Consider the following 17,969-nt stretch of genomic DNA (forward strand, 5'->3'; position numbering starts at 1 on the left):
CGCCAAGAAGTGGACGATGCCGGTGCAAAACTGGAAGCCCGTGCTGAACCGATTTACGATCCAGTTTGAGGGAAGGATGCCGACGAATTAACACTCGCTCCGTTTACACAAAATTCGGGACACCCTCTTAGTGTCTTTAACAATGTTTCTTTGCTTGATAACTTGATGGTTTCTTGTGTTGATAACTTAGAGAGTAATAACATCACTCTAGATTACAAACAAACAGAAATAAAGCCACATCACCACTACATAGTTGGCTCAAGGTTGGCATCACTTTCAACTCTAAAAGTTACTCATCATGGTGATTCAATGGGAAACCCACTATCTGAAGCATATGAACTGATTGGCAAGTACTTGGCTGACCCTAGTCTTTATGAGGCTGACTTAAAAGATGCTAAGTTAGGCTTTGAAGATATTGAGTTGAGCCTCTTAAGCTCATCGTTTTACTTCGTAAACATGCTTTTACGTGATGGGTCTATTCAGTTCACGAATAAATTAATCGCTGATTTGATTTCCAAAAACGTGCTCACTACGTACAAAGTTCCACCTAATTGAGTGATTCATGCTTTCACAGCGTGTAACCAAGTCTCAGTAAGTCCATGATTCATATGGTTCTATCGTGCTACGATAATCACCTAAAGACTGAGTTATTGTTTCGCAAAAGTTACACAATGACATTCGGCGCTCTGTAGGGCGCATAAACACAGGGATTCCCAAGCGAGTAACTATTGAGTGGGAATGACCGAAATTGCAAGCCACACATCAAATTGACGCCGGCGTTCTGAACGTCGGTTATGCAGATCTAGGCCCAGCGGATGGCCCTGTTGTGTTTCTGCTGCACGGCTTTCCTTATGACATTCAGGCCTATGTCGATGTCACGCCTTTACTGGTTCAAGCAGGCTGCCGAGTGATCGTGCCTTATTTGCGCGGATTTGGTTCGACGCGCTTCAAAGATGCCAGCACCCTGCGTTCTGGCGAGCAAGCCGCATTGGGTGCCGATTTGTTGGCTTTGATGGATGCTTTGCAGATTCAAAAAGCGGTTTTAGCAGGCTATGACTGGGGCGGTCGCGCCGCTTGTGTGGTGGCGGCTTTGTGGCCTGAGCGTTGCCAAGGCTTGGTGTCGTGCAACAGCTACAACATCCAGAACATTGCTCGCGCCTTGGAACCCGCAGCGCCAGAGCGCGAGCATTTGCTGTGGTACCAATATTATTTTCACAATGAGCGTGGTCGCTCAGGTTTAGAAATGAACCGGAACGCGCTGACGCAGTTGTTGTGGCAACAATGGTCTCCAACCTGGGCGTTTACTGCGGACCAATTTGCACGCACAGCGCCTTCGTTTGACAACCCCGACTTTGTGGATGTGGTGATTCACTCCTATCGGCACCGCTACGGTTTGGTGGCTGGTGACCCCGCTTTTGCAGAAATCGAACAGCGCTTGGCAGCTCAGCCTGTTATTCGGGTGCCAAGCATCACCTTCGATGGTGCGGATGATGGTGTGAACCCTGCGCTCCCTGCTGCAACGCAGGCTCTTTACTTTACGGGGCCTCGTGACCACCGTATTGTGGCAGGCGCCGGCCACAATGTGCCGCAAGAAGTGCCGGAAGTATTTGCTCAAGCTGTATTGGAATTGATCACGTTGAGCCAAAGAGCCTAAACTTGTAAAACTATAAATCTTTGAAATGATGCTGCCCCTTATGAAAGGGGCTATGCCGCGAAAAAAGGAATTTAATGTTATCTTTTATTGGCACTTTTCAGAGCTTTATTAAGAAATTACTGACGCCTATTGCTTTCGTATTTTTACTACTTTGTGTTAACGCAAATGCTCAGCCTACTGAGGTGACACCGCGTCGAGCTGCAGGAGATATGGCAACTGAGTTTAAAAATTACCGTATTTCACCAAGCATTTCACCTTTGATATTGAGAAAGCGTGAACCACAAGGTGGAGAGGTTGACATCGTTCGACAGGCTCATATTATTGCCAATAACAATCCCTTGCTGAGTATAGTTTTGGTCGATCGGGGGGAAATCATTTTTGAAGCCTACAACGCCCCAGCAAAAGAAGACCGCCCTAATTTTTCTTGGTCAATGAGCAAGAGCCTGACGGCTTACACAATGGGGTTGGCAAACTGTGAAAACCTAATGATTGATTATGATCAGCGCGCTGATATTTATAGTGACGATTTGAAAGGCACAGTTTATGGAGAGGCGACTGTGCGCAATTTACTCATGATGAGCTCCGGTGTGCGAAAAGCAATTTCATCAGGAGACCATCTAATAAGAAAAGACAACTGCAAAGAAGGTATAGATTGTGATGGCTGGCAAATGCAGCGCTCTCAGAGCTTGTCAGGGGTCGAGTATTTACAAAAGGTGAAAGAGAGGGATATTGCCAGCGGTAAAGAGTTTCGATACGCGGGCACAGATACGCTGGCACTGTCCAATATCATCGATAAAAATGGTGGTTTTATCCAACAATTTGAACAACATTTTTGGAGCAAAATTGGCGCCGAAAGCGCTGGATTTTGGTTGTTAGATAAAGACAACAAGGCCATCGCACAAGCAGGCTTTAGTGCGGTAAGTCGGGATTGGGCACGGCTGGCGATGTACACCATCAAGCTGAAGAAGTCTGGCACGATTTGCCAGCAAAATTTCATGAATGAAGCGACTAGCCCCCTTATTGCTAACTACGGCAGTGTGGGGCGCGCACATCGGGCTTATGGCTACCAAACTTGGATCAATACAAGCGGGCCACGGACTTCTTACTGGTGGCTGGGTTATGGCGGTCAACGTGTTGCAGTGGATGCTGAAAAGGAGAGAATCCTGGTGGTGACAAGCTTTCGCGAAAGCTATTTGGATCAAGTGGGTGATTTATTTTCAAAGTGGCAAAGAAATTAATCATCAGCGCTCGAAAATGTTAACAACTTTATAAGAAAGTATATTTTATGAAAAGTATTCGTTTTTGGCTGCTTTCTTTGCCACTTTTCTTATGCAGTTTAAATGTGAGTGCTCAGCCTAGTGCAGAGTCATTGGATATGGCAAAAACTATTCCAATTGCAGATGTTCACATGCACACTTATTCGCGCGGGGGACCGTCCAGTGCTGCAATTTTGGAGCAGATGGACAAAAATAATGTCAGGTGGGGCGGTGCTGTGGGTGACTACAGATCGGATGTTGCAGATGCATTGAAAGAACGATACATCCCTGCAGTGGGTCAAATTGAGTTTATGGAAGTTTTCTTCAGTCGTGGTGCATCGGCCCTGACAGACGAAGACAATTGGTCTTACAAACGTTTGTACAAAAATGCAGAGGAAATGTTTGCGAACGGAACCATCAAAGGTTTTGGTGAACTTCACACTGACAACCACTCAAGCGGTCCTCAAAATATAAGGCGGCAAATCCGTGCTGACAATCCGGCGATACGCAGGATGTACGCCATTGCGAATAACAACGAGGGATTTATACAAATACATGCCCAGCAAGATGAGCAGTTCACCGCAGATATTTTGAAGCTATCGGCAGATTACCCCAAGTCAATCACTGTGTTGTCTCACTGTTTGCCACTGGCACAGCCAAGTGATCTTGCTAACTTATTTCAACAGCGTAAAAATATCGTTTGTGAAATGTCAGCCACCGGGGCTGTTCATAATAATATATTGAAAATCAATCGACCTGCCCGAGCTTTTGACAGCAATGGGTTGCGCCCTGCTTGGAAAAACCTGATTGAAACTTACCCAGATCAGATCATGATCGGTACAGATGCCTGTTGCGGATGGTTTTACGCCTACAGCGATATGGTGCAAGAGATACGGAAAAACTTACTTCCCTATCTGCCGCCCGAATTGATGAAAAAAGTGGCCTACACCAATGCTGTACGTATTTTTAACCTTAAAGAATGAACCGAGTGACCTCGTGAGGCTTTAGCGTTTTTGCCAGCGTGCATATAGGCGCCCCACCCAAAGCCCCACATCATCCAAATAGGTAAACACCACGGGGATCACCAGCAAACTTAGCACGGTGCTGGTGATGAGTCCGCCAATCACCGCAATCGCCATGGGCGAGCGAAAGCTGGTATCGGCGCTGCCCAGACCCAAGGCAATCGGCAGCATGCCAGCACCCATGGCGATGGTCGTCATCACGATCGGACGGGCACGTTTGTGACAAGCGTCTATCAATGCATCCCAGCGGTTCATTCCGGGTACGGCAGGGTGATTACCTTCTGCCAGCTTACCGCGCCGCGCTTCGATGGCGTACTCCACCAGCAAGATCGAATTTTTGGTGGCGATGCCCATGAGCATGATCAAGCCGATGAGCGAGGGCATGGAAAAACTCTTTTGCGCCAGTAACAAACCGACAAACGCGCCGCCCAGCGACAGCGGCAGCGCCGCCAAAATCGTCACCGGGTGCAAGAAGCCTTTGAACAGCAGCACCAGCACGATGTAAATGCAGAGCACGCCAATCATCATGGCCAGGCCAAAGCTGGCAAACAGCTCGCCCATAACTTCAGCATCACCGATCTCCACCACCTTCACCCCCGGCGGCAAGCTTTGCAGAGCGGGCAGTTTTTGCACCGCTTGCGTCACATCGCCCAAGGCCATGCCTGACAGCTCGATTTCAAAATTTACGTTGCGTTGGCGGTCGTAGCGATCGATCACAGCTGGGCCGCTGGCGACTTCGATGGTGGCCACTTGGCCCAGCATGACGGGGCCGCGGCTGCCAGGTACGTTGAGGCGCTCGAGGACGCCTAGGTCTTTGCGGGCAGCGTCATCCAGCTTGACGACGATGGGCACTTGTCGCTGCGACAGGTTGAGCTTGGGCAGGGCAGCGTCGTAATCACCCAAGGTGGCCACGCGCAGGGTGTCGCTGATGGCCGCGCTGGTCACGCCTAAATCGGCGGCTTTGGCAAAATCGGGGCGTACCGCGATTTCGGGGCGCACCAGGCTGGCGGTGGACGCAATTGAGCCCAAGCCGTCGATGGTGCGTAGGTCGCGCTCGACCGCCATGGCGCTGGTTTGCAGTGCTTGAGGGTCTTCACCGGTCAACACGAGGACGTATTTTTCACCCGATCCGCCTAAGCCGACTTTGGTGCGAACGCCGGGCAGTTGTTGCAGCGCAGTGCGGATTTGGCTTTCGATGACTTGCTTGCGTGGGCGCGTCCCGCGTTCGCTGAGTTGGATGGTGAGCGTGGCCTTGCGCACTTCGGCCGCGCCGCCTCCGGCAAATGGGTCGGAGCCGGCACTGCCGCCGCCGATGGTGGTGTAGATGCTTTTGACATCGGCCACTTGGGTCAGCAGCGTACGTGCTTGTTCAGCGCTGGCTTGTGTTTGGGCCAAAGTTGAGCCAGGTGGTAGCTCCACATAGACCTGGGTTTGCGAGTTGTCATCAGGTGGAATGAAGCCCTGCGGCAAGAGCGGCACCAGCATGATGGAGCCGATGAAAAACAGTGTGGCTAGACCCATGGTGACCACACGGTGCTTCATGCACCAGGCCACCCAGACCACGTAGCGGGTTAACCATTTGGGTTCATGTTCAGCGCCGACAATGGGTTTGAGAAGGTAAGCCGCCATCATGGGCGTGAGTACCCGCGCGACAACCAGCGAGGCAAACACTGCCAACGAGGCGGTCCAGCCAAACTGCTTGAAGAACTTACCGGGAATGCCCGACATGAAAGCGGTGGGTAAAAACACCGCGATGAGGGTGAAGGTGGTGGCGATGACCGCCAAACCGATCTCGTCAGCCTCCTCCATGGCCGCTTGGTAAGGCGTCTTGCCCATGCGCAAGTGGCGCACGATGTTTTCTACTTCAACAATGGCGTCGTCCACCAAAATGCCGATCACCAGCGAAAGGGCCAACAAGGTGACCACGTTGATGGAAAAGCCCAAGTAAGCCATGCCGATGAAGGCCGGAATGACCGACAGCGGCAGCGCGACGGCCGTCACAAAGGTGGCCCGCCAATCGCGCAAAAACAGCCACACCACCAGCACCGCCAAAATCGCGCCTTCGTACAGCAGGTGGAGTGACCCGGTGTATTCCTCTTCGACAGGGGTCACAAAGTCAAAGGCTTCGGTGATCTCGATGTCGGGGTTTTGGATGCGGAAATCGGCCAGCGCCTGGCGCACCAGGCGGCCCACGGCCACTTCGCTTTCGCCCTTGCTGCGCACCACTTCAAAGCCGACCACAGGTTTGCCGTCCAGTGCTGCTGCGGAACGGACGTCGGCCAGTGTGTCGCTCACAGTGGCCACTTGGTCTAGGCGAATTCGACCACCTCGCGATGTGGCCAATTCGATCTGCCCAACTTCCTTGGCCGTCTTGACGGTGGCCAAGGTGCGCACAGGTTGTTCGCCGGTGCCGAGGTCCATACGCCCGCCCGAGCCTTCTTGCTGTACTTGCTTGAGCTGACGCGAGACTTCTGCGGCGGTGATGCCCAGCGATTGCAGGCGGTTCACGTCCAGGGCAATGCGCACCTCACGCGTGACGCCACCCACGCGGTTGACCGCGCCCACGCCGCGCAGCGACAAGAGCTTGCGGGTGATGTCGTTGTCGACCAGCCACGACAGGGCTTCATCGTCCATGCGGGTCGAGCGCACGGTGTAAGCCAGCACGGGCGTGCCGGCCAAATTGATTTTTTTCACGATGGGGTCGCGCAGGTCGCCGGGCAAATCGGCTCGCACACCCTGAATGGCCGAGCGCACGTCGTCCACCGCTTCTTGCACCGGCTTTTCCATGCGGAATTCGGCAGTGATCGACACCACGCCGTCTTGCACCTTGGTGGTGATGTGCTTCAGCCCTTGCAGCGGGGCGAGGGCGTTCTCGAGCTTGCGGGCTACATCGGTTTCGAGTTGCGAGGGCGCGGCGCCTGGCAAGCTGGCGGTCACCGTGATGGTGGGCAGGTCAAGGTCCGGAAAGTTTTGCACTTTCATCGCGCCAAACGCAATGAAGCCCGCCACCGACAGCAGGACAAACAGCATGACCGCTGGAATCGGGTTGCGGATCGACCAAGAGGACACGTTGAACATGGCGTCCCTTAGTTATTTGGCCGAAGGCGTTGGCTTGGTGGCAGGCGCCGGGGCATCGACCACACGCACGGTGTCGCCGTTGTTCAAAAAGGCACCGCCGCTGGCCACAACCTGAGCGTTAGCCTGAAGGCCATACAAAACTTCCACGCTGTCACCGTTCAAGCGACCAGTTTGTACTTTGACTTGGGTCACTTTGTCATCAGCGCCGAGGGTGTAGACGTAACTGAACCCGTCTCTCAGGACCACGGCAGTCTGGGGCACTGTCATGGCCTGACTGTTGCCAAGGAGGATGTCGCCTTTGGCATACATCCCCGCTTTAGCTGAGCCGGTCTGGGCGGGTAGGTCCACATAAACCAAGGCGTTGCGTGTTTGCGCATCCACCGAGGGCGCGACCATCCGCACTTTGCCTTGCAAGATTTGGCCGCTCGCAGCCGTGATCTGCACCGGCGCACCAACCTGGATGCGGCCAATGTCAGCCGAAGTCACTTCAGCCCGCCATTCAAGGCGGCCTTGGCGGATGAGGCGAAACAACTCGGTACCCGCATTCACCACGCTACCCACGGTCGCTTGTCGGGTGGAAATAACGCCGGCATCGGGGGACTTGACTTGGGTTTGGGCCAAGCGCACGGTCTGCAATTGAACTGCAGCGCGTGCGGATTGCACCCGCGCTTGAGCCACGGCATCTGCTGCCAGTGTTTGGCTCAGCTGAGCAGGGCTGATAAAACCCTGTTGTTGCAACGATTTCGCACGGTCGGCCTGCGCACGGGTTTCTAAGGCGCTGGCTGTCGTTTCGGCCAAGCTGCCTTCCGCTTGCGCCAACTCAGCACGCAGGGTGTCGGATTGCAAGACCGCTAGCACGTCTCCTCGCTTGACATGGTCACCGACATTGACACGTACTTCTGTGATCTGCAAGCCATTGACTTCGGCACCAATGCTCGCTTCTTGCCAAGCTGCGACAGCGCCATTGGCCGAAACTTGCTGATTGATCAGGCGCTGTGTGGGTCGGACCACTTGAACGCTCAGCGTGGGTTTGGCGAGGTGCCGTGTCGCGCTCGTTTTATCGTCGGAGGCGTTGACAAAAAGCGCCGTTGCAGCCAGTACAACACCCATCACTGATTTCATAATTCGCCCGTTTTCGTTAACTCTTTGGCATTTTATGGGTCGCATGAGGTTTGAACCTCGAACCCCCTACAATGTGAGGCTGTTTGTGATCGCCCGTTTTGGGCTAGATTTTTAAATTAGAGAACACTGAGTACATGGCAAAAGAAGAAATGATCGAAATGAAGGGTGTCGTACACGAGGTCTTGCCCGACTCTCGCTACCGCGTCACCTTAGAAAACGGTCACTCACTGATCGCATACACCGCCGGCAAAATGCGCCTGCACCGCATCCGCATCATCGAAGGTGACAAAGTGACGGTCGAACTGTCTCCCTACGACATGAACAAAGCCCGTGTGACCTTCCGTCACATCGAAGGCAAGGGCCCAGGCCCAGCAGTCAAACGCCGCTTCTGAGCGTTTTTGCTTGAAGGTGGTGGCCTCACACGGCTGGCGCACCACCCTATTTCACTGAGGGCTTTTGCATGTACTTGCCGCCACAGTTCAATCCCAAAGACAAAGCCCATGCGTTGCATGTCATGCGTGGCCATCCTCTTGCCAGCCTGATCAGTGTCGATGACGAGGGCTTTCCTTTTGTCACGCACTTGCCCCTGCACTTGGCACAGGCCGATGAGCCGCTCGTTTTGCTCGGACACTGCGCCAAAGCCAACCCACATTGGCGGTTTTTGCAAGCGCGCCCCCGTGCCTTGGTTACTTTCATGGGGCCACAGGCGTACATGTCGCCCAAGGTGTACCCAGATTTGGTGCGTGTGCCCACTTGGAGCTACCTGGCTGTCCACGCCCGGGCTGACGTTGTGTTCATCGACGAACCGCCATCCAAAGACAAGTTGCTCAAGTCTCTCATTGGTGACCATGAGCCTGCCTATGCAGCGCAATGGCGTGGGTTAGAAACCGACTACCAACAAAAAATGCTGAACGGCATCGTGGCCTTTGAGCTGCGTATCACTGACTTGCAATGCAAGCTCAAACTCAACCAACACCGGCCCGAATCGCATGCGGCCATGCACGCCATTTACAAAGCCGGCAACGACAATGAGCGCGCCTTGGCTGCTTGGATGGTCACGCTTGGCATGGTGCCTGAACAGGCGGAATCGCCGGCCGCCATTAAGCCCTTCGAGGGTTCATGAGCAACGCGATATCGCCTGACGACGACCGTATGTTTATGCGGCTCGCATTGGCGCAGGCGCAAGTTGCTGCGCTGGCGGGTGAAGTACCCGTTGGGGCCATGGTGGTGCGGGCAGGGCAGGTGGTGGCGTCTGCGCATAACGCGCCATTGGGTGACACCGACCCCACCGCGCATGCCGAGGTCAATGCCATACGCGCCGCCGCTCAAGCACTGGGCAATTACCGACTCGACGATTGCACCCTATATGTAACCCTAGAGCCCTGCGCCATGTGTAGCGGAGCGGCCCTGCATGCCCGCTTCAAGCGGGTGGTGTTTGGCGCACACGAGCCCAAAACAGGCGCGGCGGGTTCGGTGCTGAATGTCTTTGGCTACCCACAGCTGAACCATCAAACCGAAGTCTCGGGTGGGGTGCTGGCCGCTGAATGTGCGCAACAGTTGCAGCATTTCTTTGAAGATCGACGCCTGCAGAAACAGTTGCACAACCAGCTGCATAAAACCCCGCTGCGCGATGACGCTTTGCGCACCCCCGACAGCGCTTGGCAAGGCTTGGATTTGCCCACTGACCTGTCGTGTTTCACGACCGATTTGCCTGCTTTGCAGGGTTTGCGCTTGCACTGGTTTGACAACCTAAAGTCAGCGAGCACAGCATCTTTTAATGCCCTGTCTGAAACGTCGTTTAGCCTCGGAAGCGAAGCTGCGCCCGAGGTCTATTTGCATGGCCCCGATACTTGGAGCGCCGCCTATATGGCAGAGCTGGCCGGTCCACGCCCCGCCATCGCCCTGGATTTGCCTGGCTTCGGGGCTTCGGACAAACCGAAAAAAGACAAGGCGCACAGCTTGGCTTGGCATGCCCAAGTGCTGGTCGAATTTTTTGCGCAACTGCAACCCGCACCAGTGGCTTTGTATGCACCACACAGTATGGCCCCATTGGTTCATGCTGCTCAGGCTCTTTGGACAACTCACCAACGCGAGCCTTTGCACTTGCAGTGGCTCAACGCCCGCAGTGCCTTGACGGCCGCGCTGCGCGAAGCACCTTACCCCGACACCGGACACCGTGCCGGCCCCCGCGCCTTAAGCGCCTTGTTGGTTACGCCACCGTTCACGCCACATCGTTCAACCGGCGCCTGAATTGCCACGACAATTCAGGCATGGCTCATATCTACATTTATTCCCCCAGCGGCGCAGTGCGCGACAAAGCAGCTTTCAAACGCGGCGTGGCACGCCTCAAAACACTCGGGCACGAGGTTGAGTTAGACGCGGACGCGCTCAGCAGCTTCACCCGCTTTGCTGGCGACGACGCCACCCGCTTGGCTTCCATCCACCGCGCTGCAGCCAGCGGCGCTGATGTGGCCTTGATCTCGCGCGGTGGCTACGGCCTGACGCGCATCTTGCCGCAGATCAAATACAAAACAGTGGCCAAAGCCATCGCCAAAGGCACGCAGTTTGTGGGCTTGAGTGACTTCACCGCGTTTCAAAATGCCTTGCTGGCCCAAACGGGTGCCGTGTCATGGGCGGGCCCCGCGTTGGGCGAAGACTTTGGCGCGGAGCAACCCGACGACATCATGGAAGCCTGTTTTGACGACATGGTGAGCGGGCAGGGCGAGGGCGCAGGTTGGCACTTTTCAACACGTTGTGCCGAGGCTGTAGCTCATCGTCGCGCCGGCGTGTGGGCACAAGACGCGGTGTTATGGGGCGGCAACTTGGCGGTGCTGGTGTCGTTGCTCGGCACACCTTATTTCCCCAACATCCAAGGTGGTGTGTTGTTCTTGGAAGATGTGGGCGAGCACCCGTACCGCATTGAGCGCATGCTGACGCAACTGTTGCACGCGGGTGTCTTGGCAAAACAAAAGGCAGTGGTGCTGGGGCAATTCACCAGTTTCAAACTCACGCCGCACGACAAAGGCTTCAAGCTGCAAACCGTGGTCGACAACTTGCGCAGCCAACTCAAAGTGCCCGTGTTGACCGATTTACCGTTTGGTCATGTGGCGACCAAACTGTGCTTGCCTGTGGGCCAAAAAGTGAGCTTGGTGGTGGAAGATCGCGACGCCTTGCTGCTGTGGGCGCACGGCGATCACTGACCGCGTGACGCGCCACCAGCCCCCACCTTTAAGTTTGGGCAGGGGCTTTCGCTAAGCTGGCAGACGCACCGACCGGCGTCCAGCGGTCGGCATGACCGCTTAGCCAAGTGGCGGCAGCCGTGGCTGAGCCCACGTCGTTGGGATGAAAATCTTTGCGGCGGTAAGCCAACAAGGGCTTGGCCACCCGCCACACCAGACCGTGTGGGCCGACGGTGAATTTAAGGGCAGACCACCATGTGGATGGCTTGTGCAAAGTTTTGTCATGCCACAGGTTGTTGATCGTCTGGCGAATGATGTCGAGGGTGAATTGAATCGACACGTAGGTGAACCAACGCAAACGCCAAGTGTGGTTGCCGCCTAAGCTCTGATACAAGTCAAAGGCCACGGTTTTGTGTTCAGACTCTTCGGCGGCGTGCCAGCGCCACAGGGTTTTAAGAGGTTCTTCGGCGTGCGCAAACATGTCACCCGGGCCATCCAAGTCTTCCAGGCTCAGGTCGCCAAAAATAGCGGTGTAGTGTTCAAACGCAGCCGTCACGGCCAACATGTGCAGGTAAGGCTTGTCGCTTTTGCTGAAAAAATCTTGGTGTGCTTTGGCAATGCGCTTGGCCGCGCGGAGCTCCCATGCGTTTTGAAAACCTTGTTTGAGGAGATGTGCGTTGTACAGCGCGTGCAGATGGCGGTGGGTGGCCTCTTGCCCAATGAAACCCTTGGCAGTTTCACGCAACGCGGCGTTGGCGGGCGTGTCGGGCAGGGCTTTGAGGCCTGCCTTCACGGCGTCAACAAAAAACTGCTCGCCCGTTGGAAAGCTCATCGACAGGGCATTGCAATAGGCGGTCAAAAATGCATCGCCACCATTCCAGTGCCGGCTGAAGCCTTGGGACAAGTCAACCCCTAATCGGCGAACTGTCAGCTTGACGGGGTTTGATGCCCCCAAAGCCGCTGTGTGAAGGGCGTCTTGATGCGAGGATGGAGGCGAGGGCGTTTGGCTGTGTTCCATGGGTATGGATTATCAGCATTCTTGAATATCCCCAGTTGCCACCGATAAAGTGCACTTTAATACAGGGAATTCACCGACCGGTCGGTCGATAAAAATGTACTATATTGCAACTTTTGCAAACAACAGGCACTGACATGACGCACTACACCGACCACTACATCAACGGCCAATGGGTCAAAGCGCAATCGGGTAAAACCTTTGAAGTGCATGACTCCACCACCGAAGAAGTGTTTGCGACGGTACCTCAAGGCACCCGCGCTGAGGCCGAGCAAGCGGTGTTGGCGGCGAGTGCCGCGTTTGACAGCTGGTCGCAATTGCCGGTTGAAACCCGTTGCGCGTACATCGACAAAATCGTGCAAGGCCTCAAGGACCGCACCGATGACATGGGCACCGCCATTGCCCGCGAAGTGGGCATGCCCATCAAGCTCGCCAAGATGATTCAAGTGGGCGGTCCCGTGTTCAACTGGGGCAATGCGGCCAAAGTGGCACGTCGGTTTGTGTGGGAAGAGAAAGTGGGCAACTCGCTGGTGGTGCGCGAGCCCATTGGCGTGGTGGGTTGCATCACGCCTTGGAATTTCCCGCTGAATCAAATCACGTTGAAAGTGGCGCCTGCCTTGGCCGCCGGTTGCACCGTGGTGTTAAAGCCCAGCGAAATCGCGCCCATCAACGCCATGATCTTGACCGAAATCATCCACGCAGCGGGCTTGCCTGCCGGCGTGTTTAACTTGGTCAACGGCACAGGCCCCGAAGTGGGCGAGGTGTTGGCCAGCCATCCTGAAGTCGATATGGTCAGCTTCACCGGCTCCACCCGCGCGGGCAAACGTGTGGGCGAGTTGGCCTCACAAAGCATCAAACGTGTGGCGCTGGAGTTGGGTGGCAAGTCGGCCAGCCTGATCTTGCCCGACGCCGATTTGGAAGCCGCCATCAGAGGCAGCATCTCGGCCTGCATGTTGAACAGCGGTCAAACCTGCTCGGCGCACACCCGCATGTTGGTGCCTGAGTCGCGTTACGAAGAAGCCAAAAAGATCGCACAAACCGCGATTGCCAAACTCACGCTGGGCCCCAGTTTGGACGAGAGCACCCGCTTAGGTCCTTTGGTCAGCGCTGCCCAGCGCGACCGCGTGATCGGCTTCATTGAACAAGGCATTCAAGAGGGCGCCGAAGTGGTGGCCGGTGGCCCACAGAAACCAGCATTCGACAAAGGCTACTTTGTGCAACCGACCATTCTGCGTGTGAAAGCCACCGACACCTTGGCCAAAGAAGAAATCTTCGGCCCCGTGTTGGTCATCATCACTTACGCCGACGAGGCTGAAGCCATTCGCATTGCCAACGACACCATCTACGGTTTGGGAGGCGGCGTGTGGAGCAACGACGAATCCCACGCGGTGGCCGTCGCACGCCGCATTCGCACCGGTCAGGTGGACATCAACGGCGCACCTTTCAACAGCAACGCGCCGTTTGGCGGCTACAAACAATCGGGCAACGGCCGCGAAAATGGTAAGTTCGGGTTTGAAGAGTTTTTGGAGTTCAAAGCGCTCCAATTCAAGCCCGCCACGCCTTAAAAAGAAAGCCTCCTATGACGCGCTGGTTGAAACGAATTGCCAAATTCCTTTTGCTAGCGCTGCTGGCTTTGGGGGCTGGATTTGGGGTGTGGGTGTTTCACACCTTGCCCATGGTGGATGGTGCGTTGAAGGTCGCAGGTCTGAGCCAAAGCGTGCAGATCAACCGCGACAGCGACGATGTCGTGCACATCCAAGCCCAATCGAGCCGTGATGCCGCGTTTGCCTTGGGCTTTGTACATGCCCAAGATCGCAGCTGGCAACTGGAGTTCAACCGCCGTTTGATGCACGGCGAGTTGTCTGAAATTTTGGGCGAAGTCACGCTGCCCACCGACAAACTCATTCGCACCTTGGGGCTCATGCAAGCGGCGCAACGTCAATACGACAACTTGCCAGCGGAGGTGCGCGAGCAGTTGCAAGCCTACAGCGACGGCATCAACAGCTTTCATGCCAACCGGCCACAAGGCTTGCCGCCTGAGTTCGCGTTGCTGCGCACCAAACCCGGTGGCACCTCGGGCAAGCCTTGGCAGCCCATCGACAGCGTGGCTTGGTCCTTGGTGATGGCGCTTGATTTGGGTGGCAATTGGGGCAACGAGTTTGCCCGCCTGACCGCTGCACGCACCTTGAGCACCGAACAACTGTGGCAACTTTATCCACCATACCCCGGCGAAAAACCGGCCACTGCCGTTGACTTGGCCCAGCTCTACCGCAACTTGGGCGTTTACAAGCCAGCAGGGGGCTTGAAAACCTCGCTGTCGTTGCCCGTGGTGGGCGAGCCTGGGTTTAACGAAGGACGGGGCAGCAACAACTGGGTGGTGGCTGGCTCGCACACCACCTCGGGCAAGCCGCTGCTGGCCAACGACCCGCATTTGGCTTTGAGTGCGCCCGCCATTTGGTATTACGCCCATTTGCAAGCGCCCGATCTAAACGTGATCGGTGCGAGTTTGCCCGGCCTGCCGTTTGTGGTGTTGGGCCGCAACGAACACGTGGCTTGGGGCTTCACCAACACCGGCCCCGATGTGCAAGATTTGTATTTGGAGCAAATCGACCCCGCAGACCCGAACCGTTACAAAACGCCCACAGGCTGGCAAGCATTTGAGACGCGGCAAGAAACCATCGCTGTCAAGGGTCAACCCAGCGTGACGCAGGTGGTGCGCAGCACGCGGCATGGCCCCGTGATCAGCGATGCCCAAGCCTCGCATGGCGAGGTGATGGACTTGTCCCGCTTTGTACTGGCTTTGCGCTGGACCGCATTGGACGCCGACAACCGCACCTTAGCAAGTGGTTTCAAGGTGCCCAAGGCTAAAAACGTACCTGAACTCATCGCGGCTTTTGCCGACAACCATTCGCCGACGCAAAACATCGTGATGGCCGACAGAGAAGGGCGCATCGCCTTCAAAGCGGCAGGGCGCGTGCCACTGCGTCGCGCAGACAACGACTTGCGTGGCGTCGCACCCGCACCCGGGTGGGATGCGCGTTATGACTGGTCAGGCTGGATTCCCTATGCCGAAATGCCGCAAGATGACGGCAAAAAAGGCTGGGTGGCCACGGCCAACCAGCGCATCACAGCGCCGGGCTATGCCCACTTTTTAGGGCAAGACTGGACCGCCCCTCACCGGTACGACCGCATTGAGCAGGTCTTGAGCGCCAAGCCTCGCCACAGTTTCGCCGACATGCAAGGGCTTCAAAAAGACGACGTGTCTTTGTCGACCCTCACTTTGCTGCCTGTGCTGAAAGCCACACCATCACAACACCCTTTGGCCGCGCAAGCGCGCAAGACCCTGGATGGTTTCGATGGTCGCATGAGCGCTGATTTGCCTGCGCCTTTGCTGGTCTCGGTCTGGGCCGATGAACTCACGCGCGGCTTGATAGAGCCCAAGTTGGGCGCTGACACCTTCAAAGCCCAATACGGCAAACGCAATTTCAGGGTATTTCTTGAAAACGTGATGCGTCAGCCAAACAGCCCTTGGTGCGCTCCGAAAAGTTGCGCAGAACAATCTACCGCCGCACTAGACCGAGCCTTAGACCGGATCGCCGTTTTGCAAGGCAACACGCCCGCGGATTGGCGTTGGGGTCGTGAGCATGTGGCGTTGAGCACACATCGGCCCTTTGGCCAAGTGCCTTATTTGCGCGACGTATTCAATGTGAGTGTGCCGTCCGATGGTGACCCGTTCACCGTCAATGTGGGACAGTACTGGCCCGGCGAAAAATACATGCCCTTTGCCAACCGCCACGCGGCGTCCATGCGTGGGGTGTATGACTTGTCGGATTTGGAGCAGTCGCAGTTTATCTACCAAACGGGTCAAAGTGGTTTGGTCTGGAGCACGAACTACCGTGACATGAAAGACGCTTGGGCGCGTGGTCAAACCCGTGATTTGCGTTTAACTCCCAAAGCTACCGCGCACACCTTAACTTTGGCTCCATAAGAGTATTTTTTGAACAAACCTGAACTTTAAGAAAGCTAGCGTTTGTCTTGATTTTATTTGATACGATGTATATTATGTATAGTTAAATTAATTGAAAAGAATTTATCTTTAAGGACATTCAGAAACTGATGGTCGGTAATTACGACCCACCACGAACCCCATCACTCTCCCGATTCCCTGATCTCCCAAGCTTCGGTAAATGCTCTCAAGTAGAACGCGCTTTGCTTTCTATCATTGGCCAACGCCATGTCTAGCGCGGTGGCTTTGGACTGGTTGCGCAGCGTAGGGTCGGCCCCTTCTTCCAGCAAGAGTTTCACCGCCAGGGGTTGTGCGTAAAAAGCCGCCATCATCAGCGGCGTAGTACCATTGGGGGACTCGGCATCAATGTAGGCGCTGTTTTCGAGCAGCAAACGAATCATGGCAATGTGGCCACGAGTTGCTGCGTAATGAAGGGCCGTCCATCCTTTACGGTTCACTTCAGCACCGCGTTCCATCAGCACCGTTGCAACTTCAATTTGGTTGTTGATGGCGGCCATCATCAAAGCCGACTCGTTGCTGGGGTTGCTCACTTCCACACGGGTTTGGGGTTCTTGGGCCAAGAGCACGGCGGTTTTAAAAGCGCCAGATTGCAAGGCGACGATCAGTGCTGGTACCCCCTTTTCATTGGGTGAATTAGGATCAATACCGCGCTTGAGTAAATTCTGCACCTCTTGTACTTGGTCAAAATGGATGGCTTTGAAAAAGTCATCGTATGAGCCTGCATTGGTAAATGAAAATCCAATGAAAACATATAGATAGAGAAGAAATTTAAAGTATGACTTCATTTCAAAACAGCCTTGAATAACTGGTCAAAATTGCGACTCGTTGCCTCAGCTACAGCGTCAACAGGTAATCCTTTAATGGCAGCTATCTGCTTGGCCACAAACGGTACATAGGATGGATTGTTGGTTTTACCACGGTGCGGCATGGGTGCCAAGTAGGGGCTGTCGGTCTCAATCAAGATGCGGTCCATCGGCACAAAGCTGGCCACGTCACGCAAATCTTGGGCATTTTTGAAGGTCAAGATGCCTGAAAAAGAGATGTACAGCCCGAGGTCTAAGCCTGCGCGAGCCACCTCGGCTGTTTCTGTGAAGCAGTGAAAGACGCCCCCTGCACTGCCCGTTGAGCCATCTTCGCCCTGCTCTTTCAAAATGGCCAATGTGTCAGCCGACGAGCTGCGCGTGTGGATGACCAAAGGCAGTTGGGTTTGCTGCGCGGCTTGAATGTGGACGCGAAAGCGGTTGCGCTGCCACTCCATCTCGGCCACCGTGCGCTCGCCCAAACGGAAGTAATCCAAGCCCGTTTCGCCAATGCCCACCACGCGTGGCAGTTTGGCGCGAGTCAGCAAGTCGTCTAGCGTGGGTTCTTGCACGCCTTCGTTGTCAGGGTGCACACCCACGGTGGCCCAGAAGTTGTCAAACTGAGTGGCCAGACCGTGGACTTCAGGAAACCGCTCCAGCGTGGTGCTGATCACCAAAGCGCGTGTGACTTGCGCCTTGGCCATGTCGTCACGAATGGTGTGGATGTTTTCAGCCAGCTCAGGAAAGTTGAGGTGGCAGTGTGAGTCGGTGAACATGGGTTTTGGGCAGATAGGCGTGGTGATCGCGAATGAATGG

15 protein-coding genes are annotated in these 17,969 nt (G+C 55.2%); 10 read left to right on the top strand and 5 right to left on the bottom strand.

What is annotated here, in order from left to right; all coding sequences use genetic code 11:
- Window positions 1–150 precede the first annotated feature (150 nt).
- The 4 genes from B9Z42_RS16125 to B9Z42_RS09150 all read left to right on the top strand — a co-directional run bounded on the left by B9Z42_RS16125 (window position 151) and on the right by B9Z42_RS09150 (window position 3,893).
- Window positions 151–555, top strand: a complete 405-nt coding sequence (locus B9Z42_RS16125) for a hypothetical protein (RefSeq protein ID WP_143474066.1) — start codon at window positions 151–153, stop codon at window positions 553–555.
- 193 nt (window positions 556–748) lie between these two features.
- On the top strand, window positions 749–1,654 hold the full coding sequence (locus tag B9Z42_RS09140) for an alpha/beta fold hydrolase (RefSeq protein ID WP_100133076.1): 906 nt from the start codon (window positions 749–751) through the stop codon (window positions 1,652–1,654).
- Between the two features lie 74 nt (window positions 1,655–1,728).
- The gene (locus B9Z42_RS09145) at window positions 1,729–2,892 is read left to right on the top strand and encodes a serine hydrolase (RefSeq protein ID WP_100133077.1); all 1,164 of its coding nucleotides are present in this window, start codon (window positions 1,729–1,731) and stop codon (window positions 2,890–2,892) included.
- Window positions 2,893–2,939: 47 nt separating this feature from the next.
- Entirely contained in the window at window positions 2,940–3,893 is a 954-nt protein-coding gene (locus B9Z42_RS09150) for an amidohydrolase family protein (RefSeq protein WP_100133078.1), read from the top strand.
- 21 nt (window positions 3,894–3,914) lie between these two features.
- Here B9Z42_RS09150 and B9Z42_RS09155 read toward each other — a convergent pair whose 3' ends face one another.
- Together B9Z42_RS09155 and B9Z42_RS09160 are read right to left on the bottom strand one after the other, a co-directional pair.
- Entirely contained in the window at window positions 3,915–7,010 is a 3,096-nt protein-coding gene (locus B9Z42_RS09155) for an efflux RND transporter permease subunit (RefSeq protein ID WP_100133079.1), read from the bottom strand.
- Between the two features lie 12 nt (window positions 7,011–7,022).
- Entirely contained in the window at window positions 7,023–8,132 is a 1,110-nt protein-coding gene (locus tag B9Z42_RS09160) for an efflux RND transporter periplasmic adaptor subunit (protein WP_199172015.1), read from the bottom strand.
- A gap of 134 nt (window positions 8,133–8,266) precedes the next feature.
- Here B9Z42_RS09160 and infA point away from each other — a divergent pair, with 134 nt between their 5' ends.
- The 4 genes from infA to B9Z42_RS09180 all read left to right on the top strand — a co-directional run bounded on the left by infA (window position 8,267) and on the right by B9Z42_RS09180 (window position 11,332).
- A complete protein-coding gene (infA, locus tag B9Z42_RS09165) occupies window positions 8,267–8,524 on the top strand; it encodes a translation initiation factor IF-1 (protein WP_100133080.1) in 258 nt (85 codons plus the stop codon).
- Window positions 8,525–8,592: 68 nt separating this feature from the next.
- Entirely contained in the window at window positions 8,593–9,255 is a 663-nt protein-coding gene (locus B9Z42_RS09170) for an FMN-binding negative transcriptional regulator (RefSeq protein ID WP_100133081.1), read from the top strand.
- Window positions 9,252–10,382, top strand: coding sequence for a tRNA adenosine(34) deaminase TadA (tadA, locus tag B9Z42_RS09175; protein WP_233203585.1), 1,131 nt, complete (start codon window positions 9,252–9,254; stop codon window positions 10,380–10,382). Before B9Z42_RS09170 ends, tadA begins: the two co-directional genes overlap by 4 nt.
- 20 nt (window positions 10,383–10,402) lie before the next feature.
- Window positions 10,403–11,332 carry an LD-carboxypeptidase gene (locus tag B9Z42_RS09180; RefSeq protein WP_100133082.1) on the top strand — a complete coding sequence of 310 codons (930 nt, stop codon included), beginning with the start codon at window positions 10,403–10,405 and terminating at the stop codon, window positions 11,330–11,332.
- Between the two features lie 28 nt (window positions 11,333–11,360).
- Here B9Z42_RS09180 and B9Z42_RS09185 read toward each other — a convergent pair whose 3' ends face one another.
- Window positions 11,361–12,329, bottom strand: coding sequence for a metal-dependent hydrolase (locus B9Z42_RS09185; RefSeq protein WP_100133083.1), 969 nt, complete (start codon window positions 12,327–12,329; stop codon window positions 11,361–11,363).
- 134 nt (window positions 12,330–12,463) lie between these two features.
- Between B9Z42_RS09185 and B9Z42_RS09190 the strand changes: the two genes are divergently transcribed.
- Both B9Z42_RS09190 and B9Z42_RS09195 read left to right on the top strand, forming a co-directional pair.
- Complete coding sequence (locus B9Z42_RS09190) at window positions 12,464–13,891, top strand: aldehyde dehydrogenase family protein (protein WP_100133084.1); 1,428 nt, start codon at window positions 12,464–12,466, stop codon at window positions 13,889–13,891.
- A 14-nt stretch (window positions 13,892–13,905) separates the two neighbouring features.
- Window positions 13,906–16,314 (top strand): penicillin acylase family protein, encoded by a 2,409-nt coding sequence (locus B9Z42_RS09195; protein ID WP_100133085.1) that lies wholly within the window; start codon window positions 13,906–13,908, stop codon window positions 16,312–16,314.
- Window positions 16,315–16,475: 161 nt separating this feature from the next.
- Here B9Z42_RS09195 and B9Z42_RS09200 read toward each other — a convergent pair whose 3' ends face one another.
- Together B9Z42_RS09200 and B9Z42_RS09205 are read right to left on the bottom strand one after the other, a co-directional pair.
- A complete protein-coding gene (locus B9Z42_RS09200) occupies window positions 16,476–17,138 on the bottom strand; it encodes an ankyrin repeat domain-containing protein (protein WP_100133086.1) in 663 nt (220 codons plus the stop codon).
- Window positions 17,135–17,929: a TatD family hydrolase gene (locus B9Z42_RS09205; protein WP_100133087.1), complete on the bottom strand. Its 795-nt coding sequence runs from the start codon at window positions 17,927–17,929 to the stop codon at window positions 17,135–17,137. Before B9Z42_RS09205 ends, B9Z42_RS09200 begins: the two co-directional genes overlap by 4 nt.
- Window positions 17,930–17,969: the final 40 nt, after the last annotated feature.

The sequence above is a fragment of the Limnohabitans sp. B9-3 genome (assembly GCF_002778325.1).
GTDB lineage: Bacteria > Pseudomonadota > Gammaproteobacteria > Burkholderiales > Burkholderiaceae_C > Limnohabitans > Limnohabitans kasalickyi.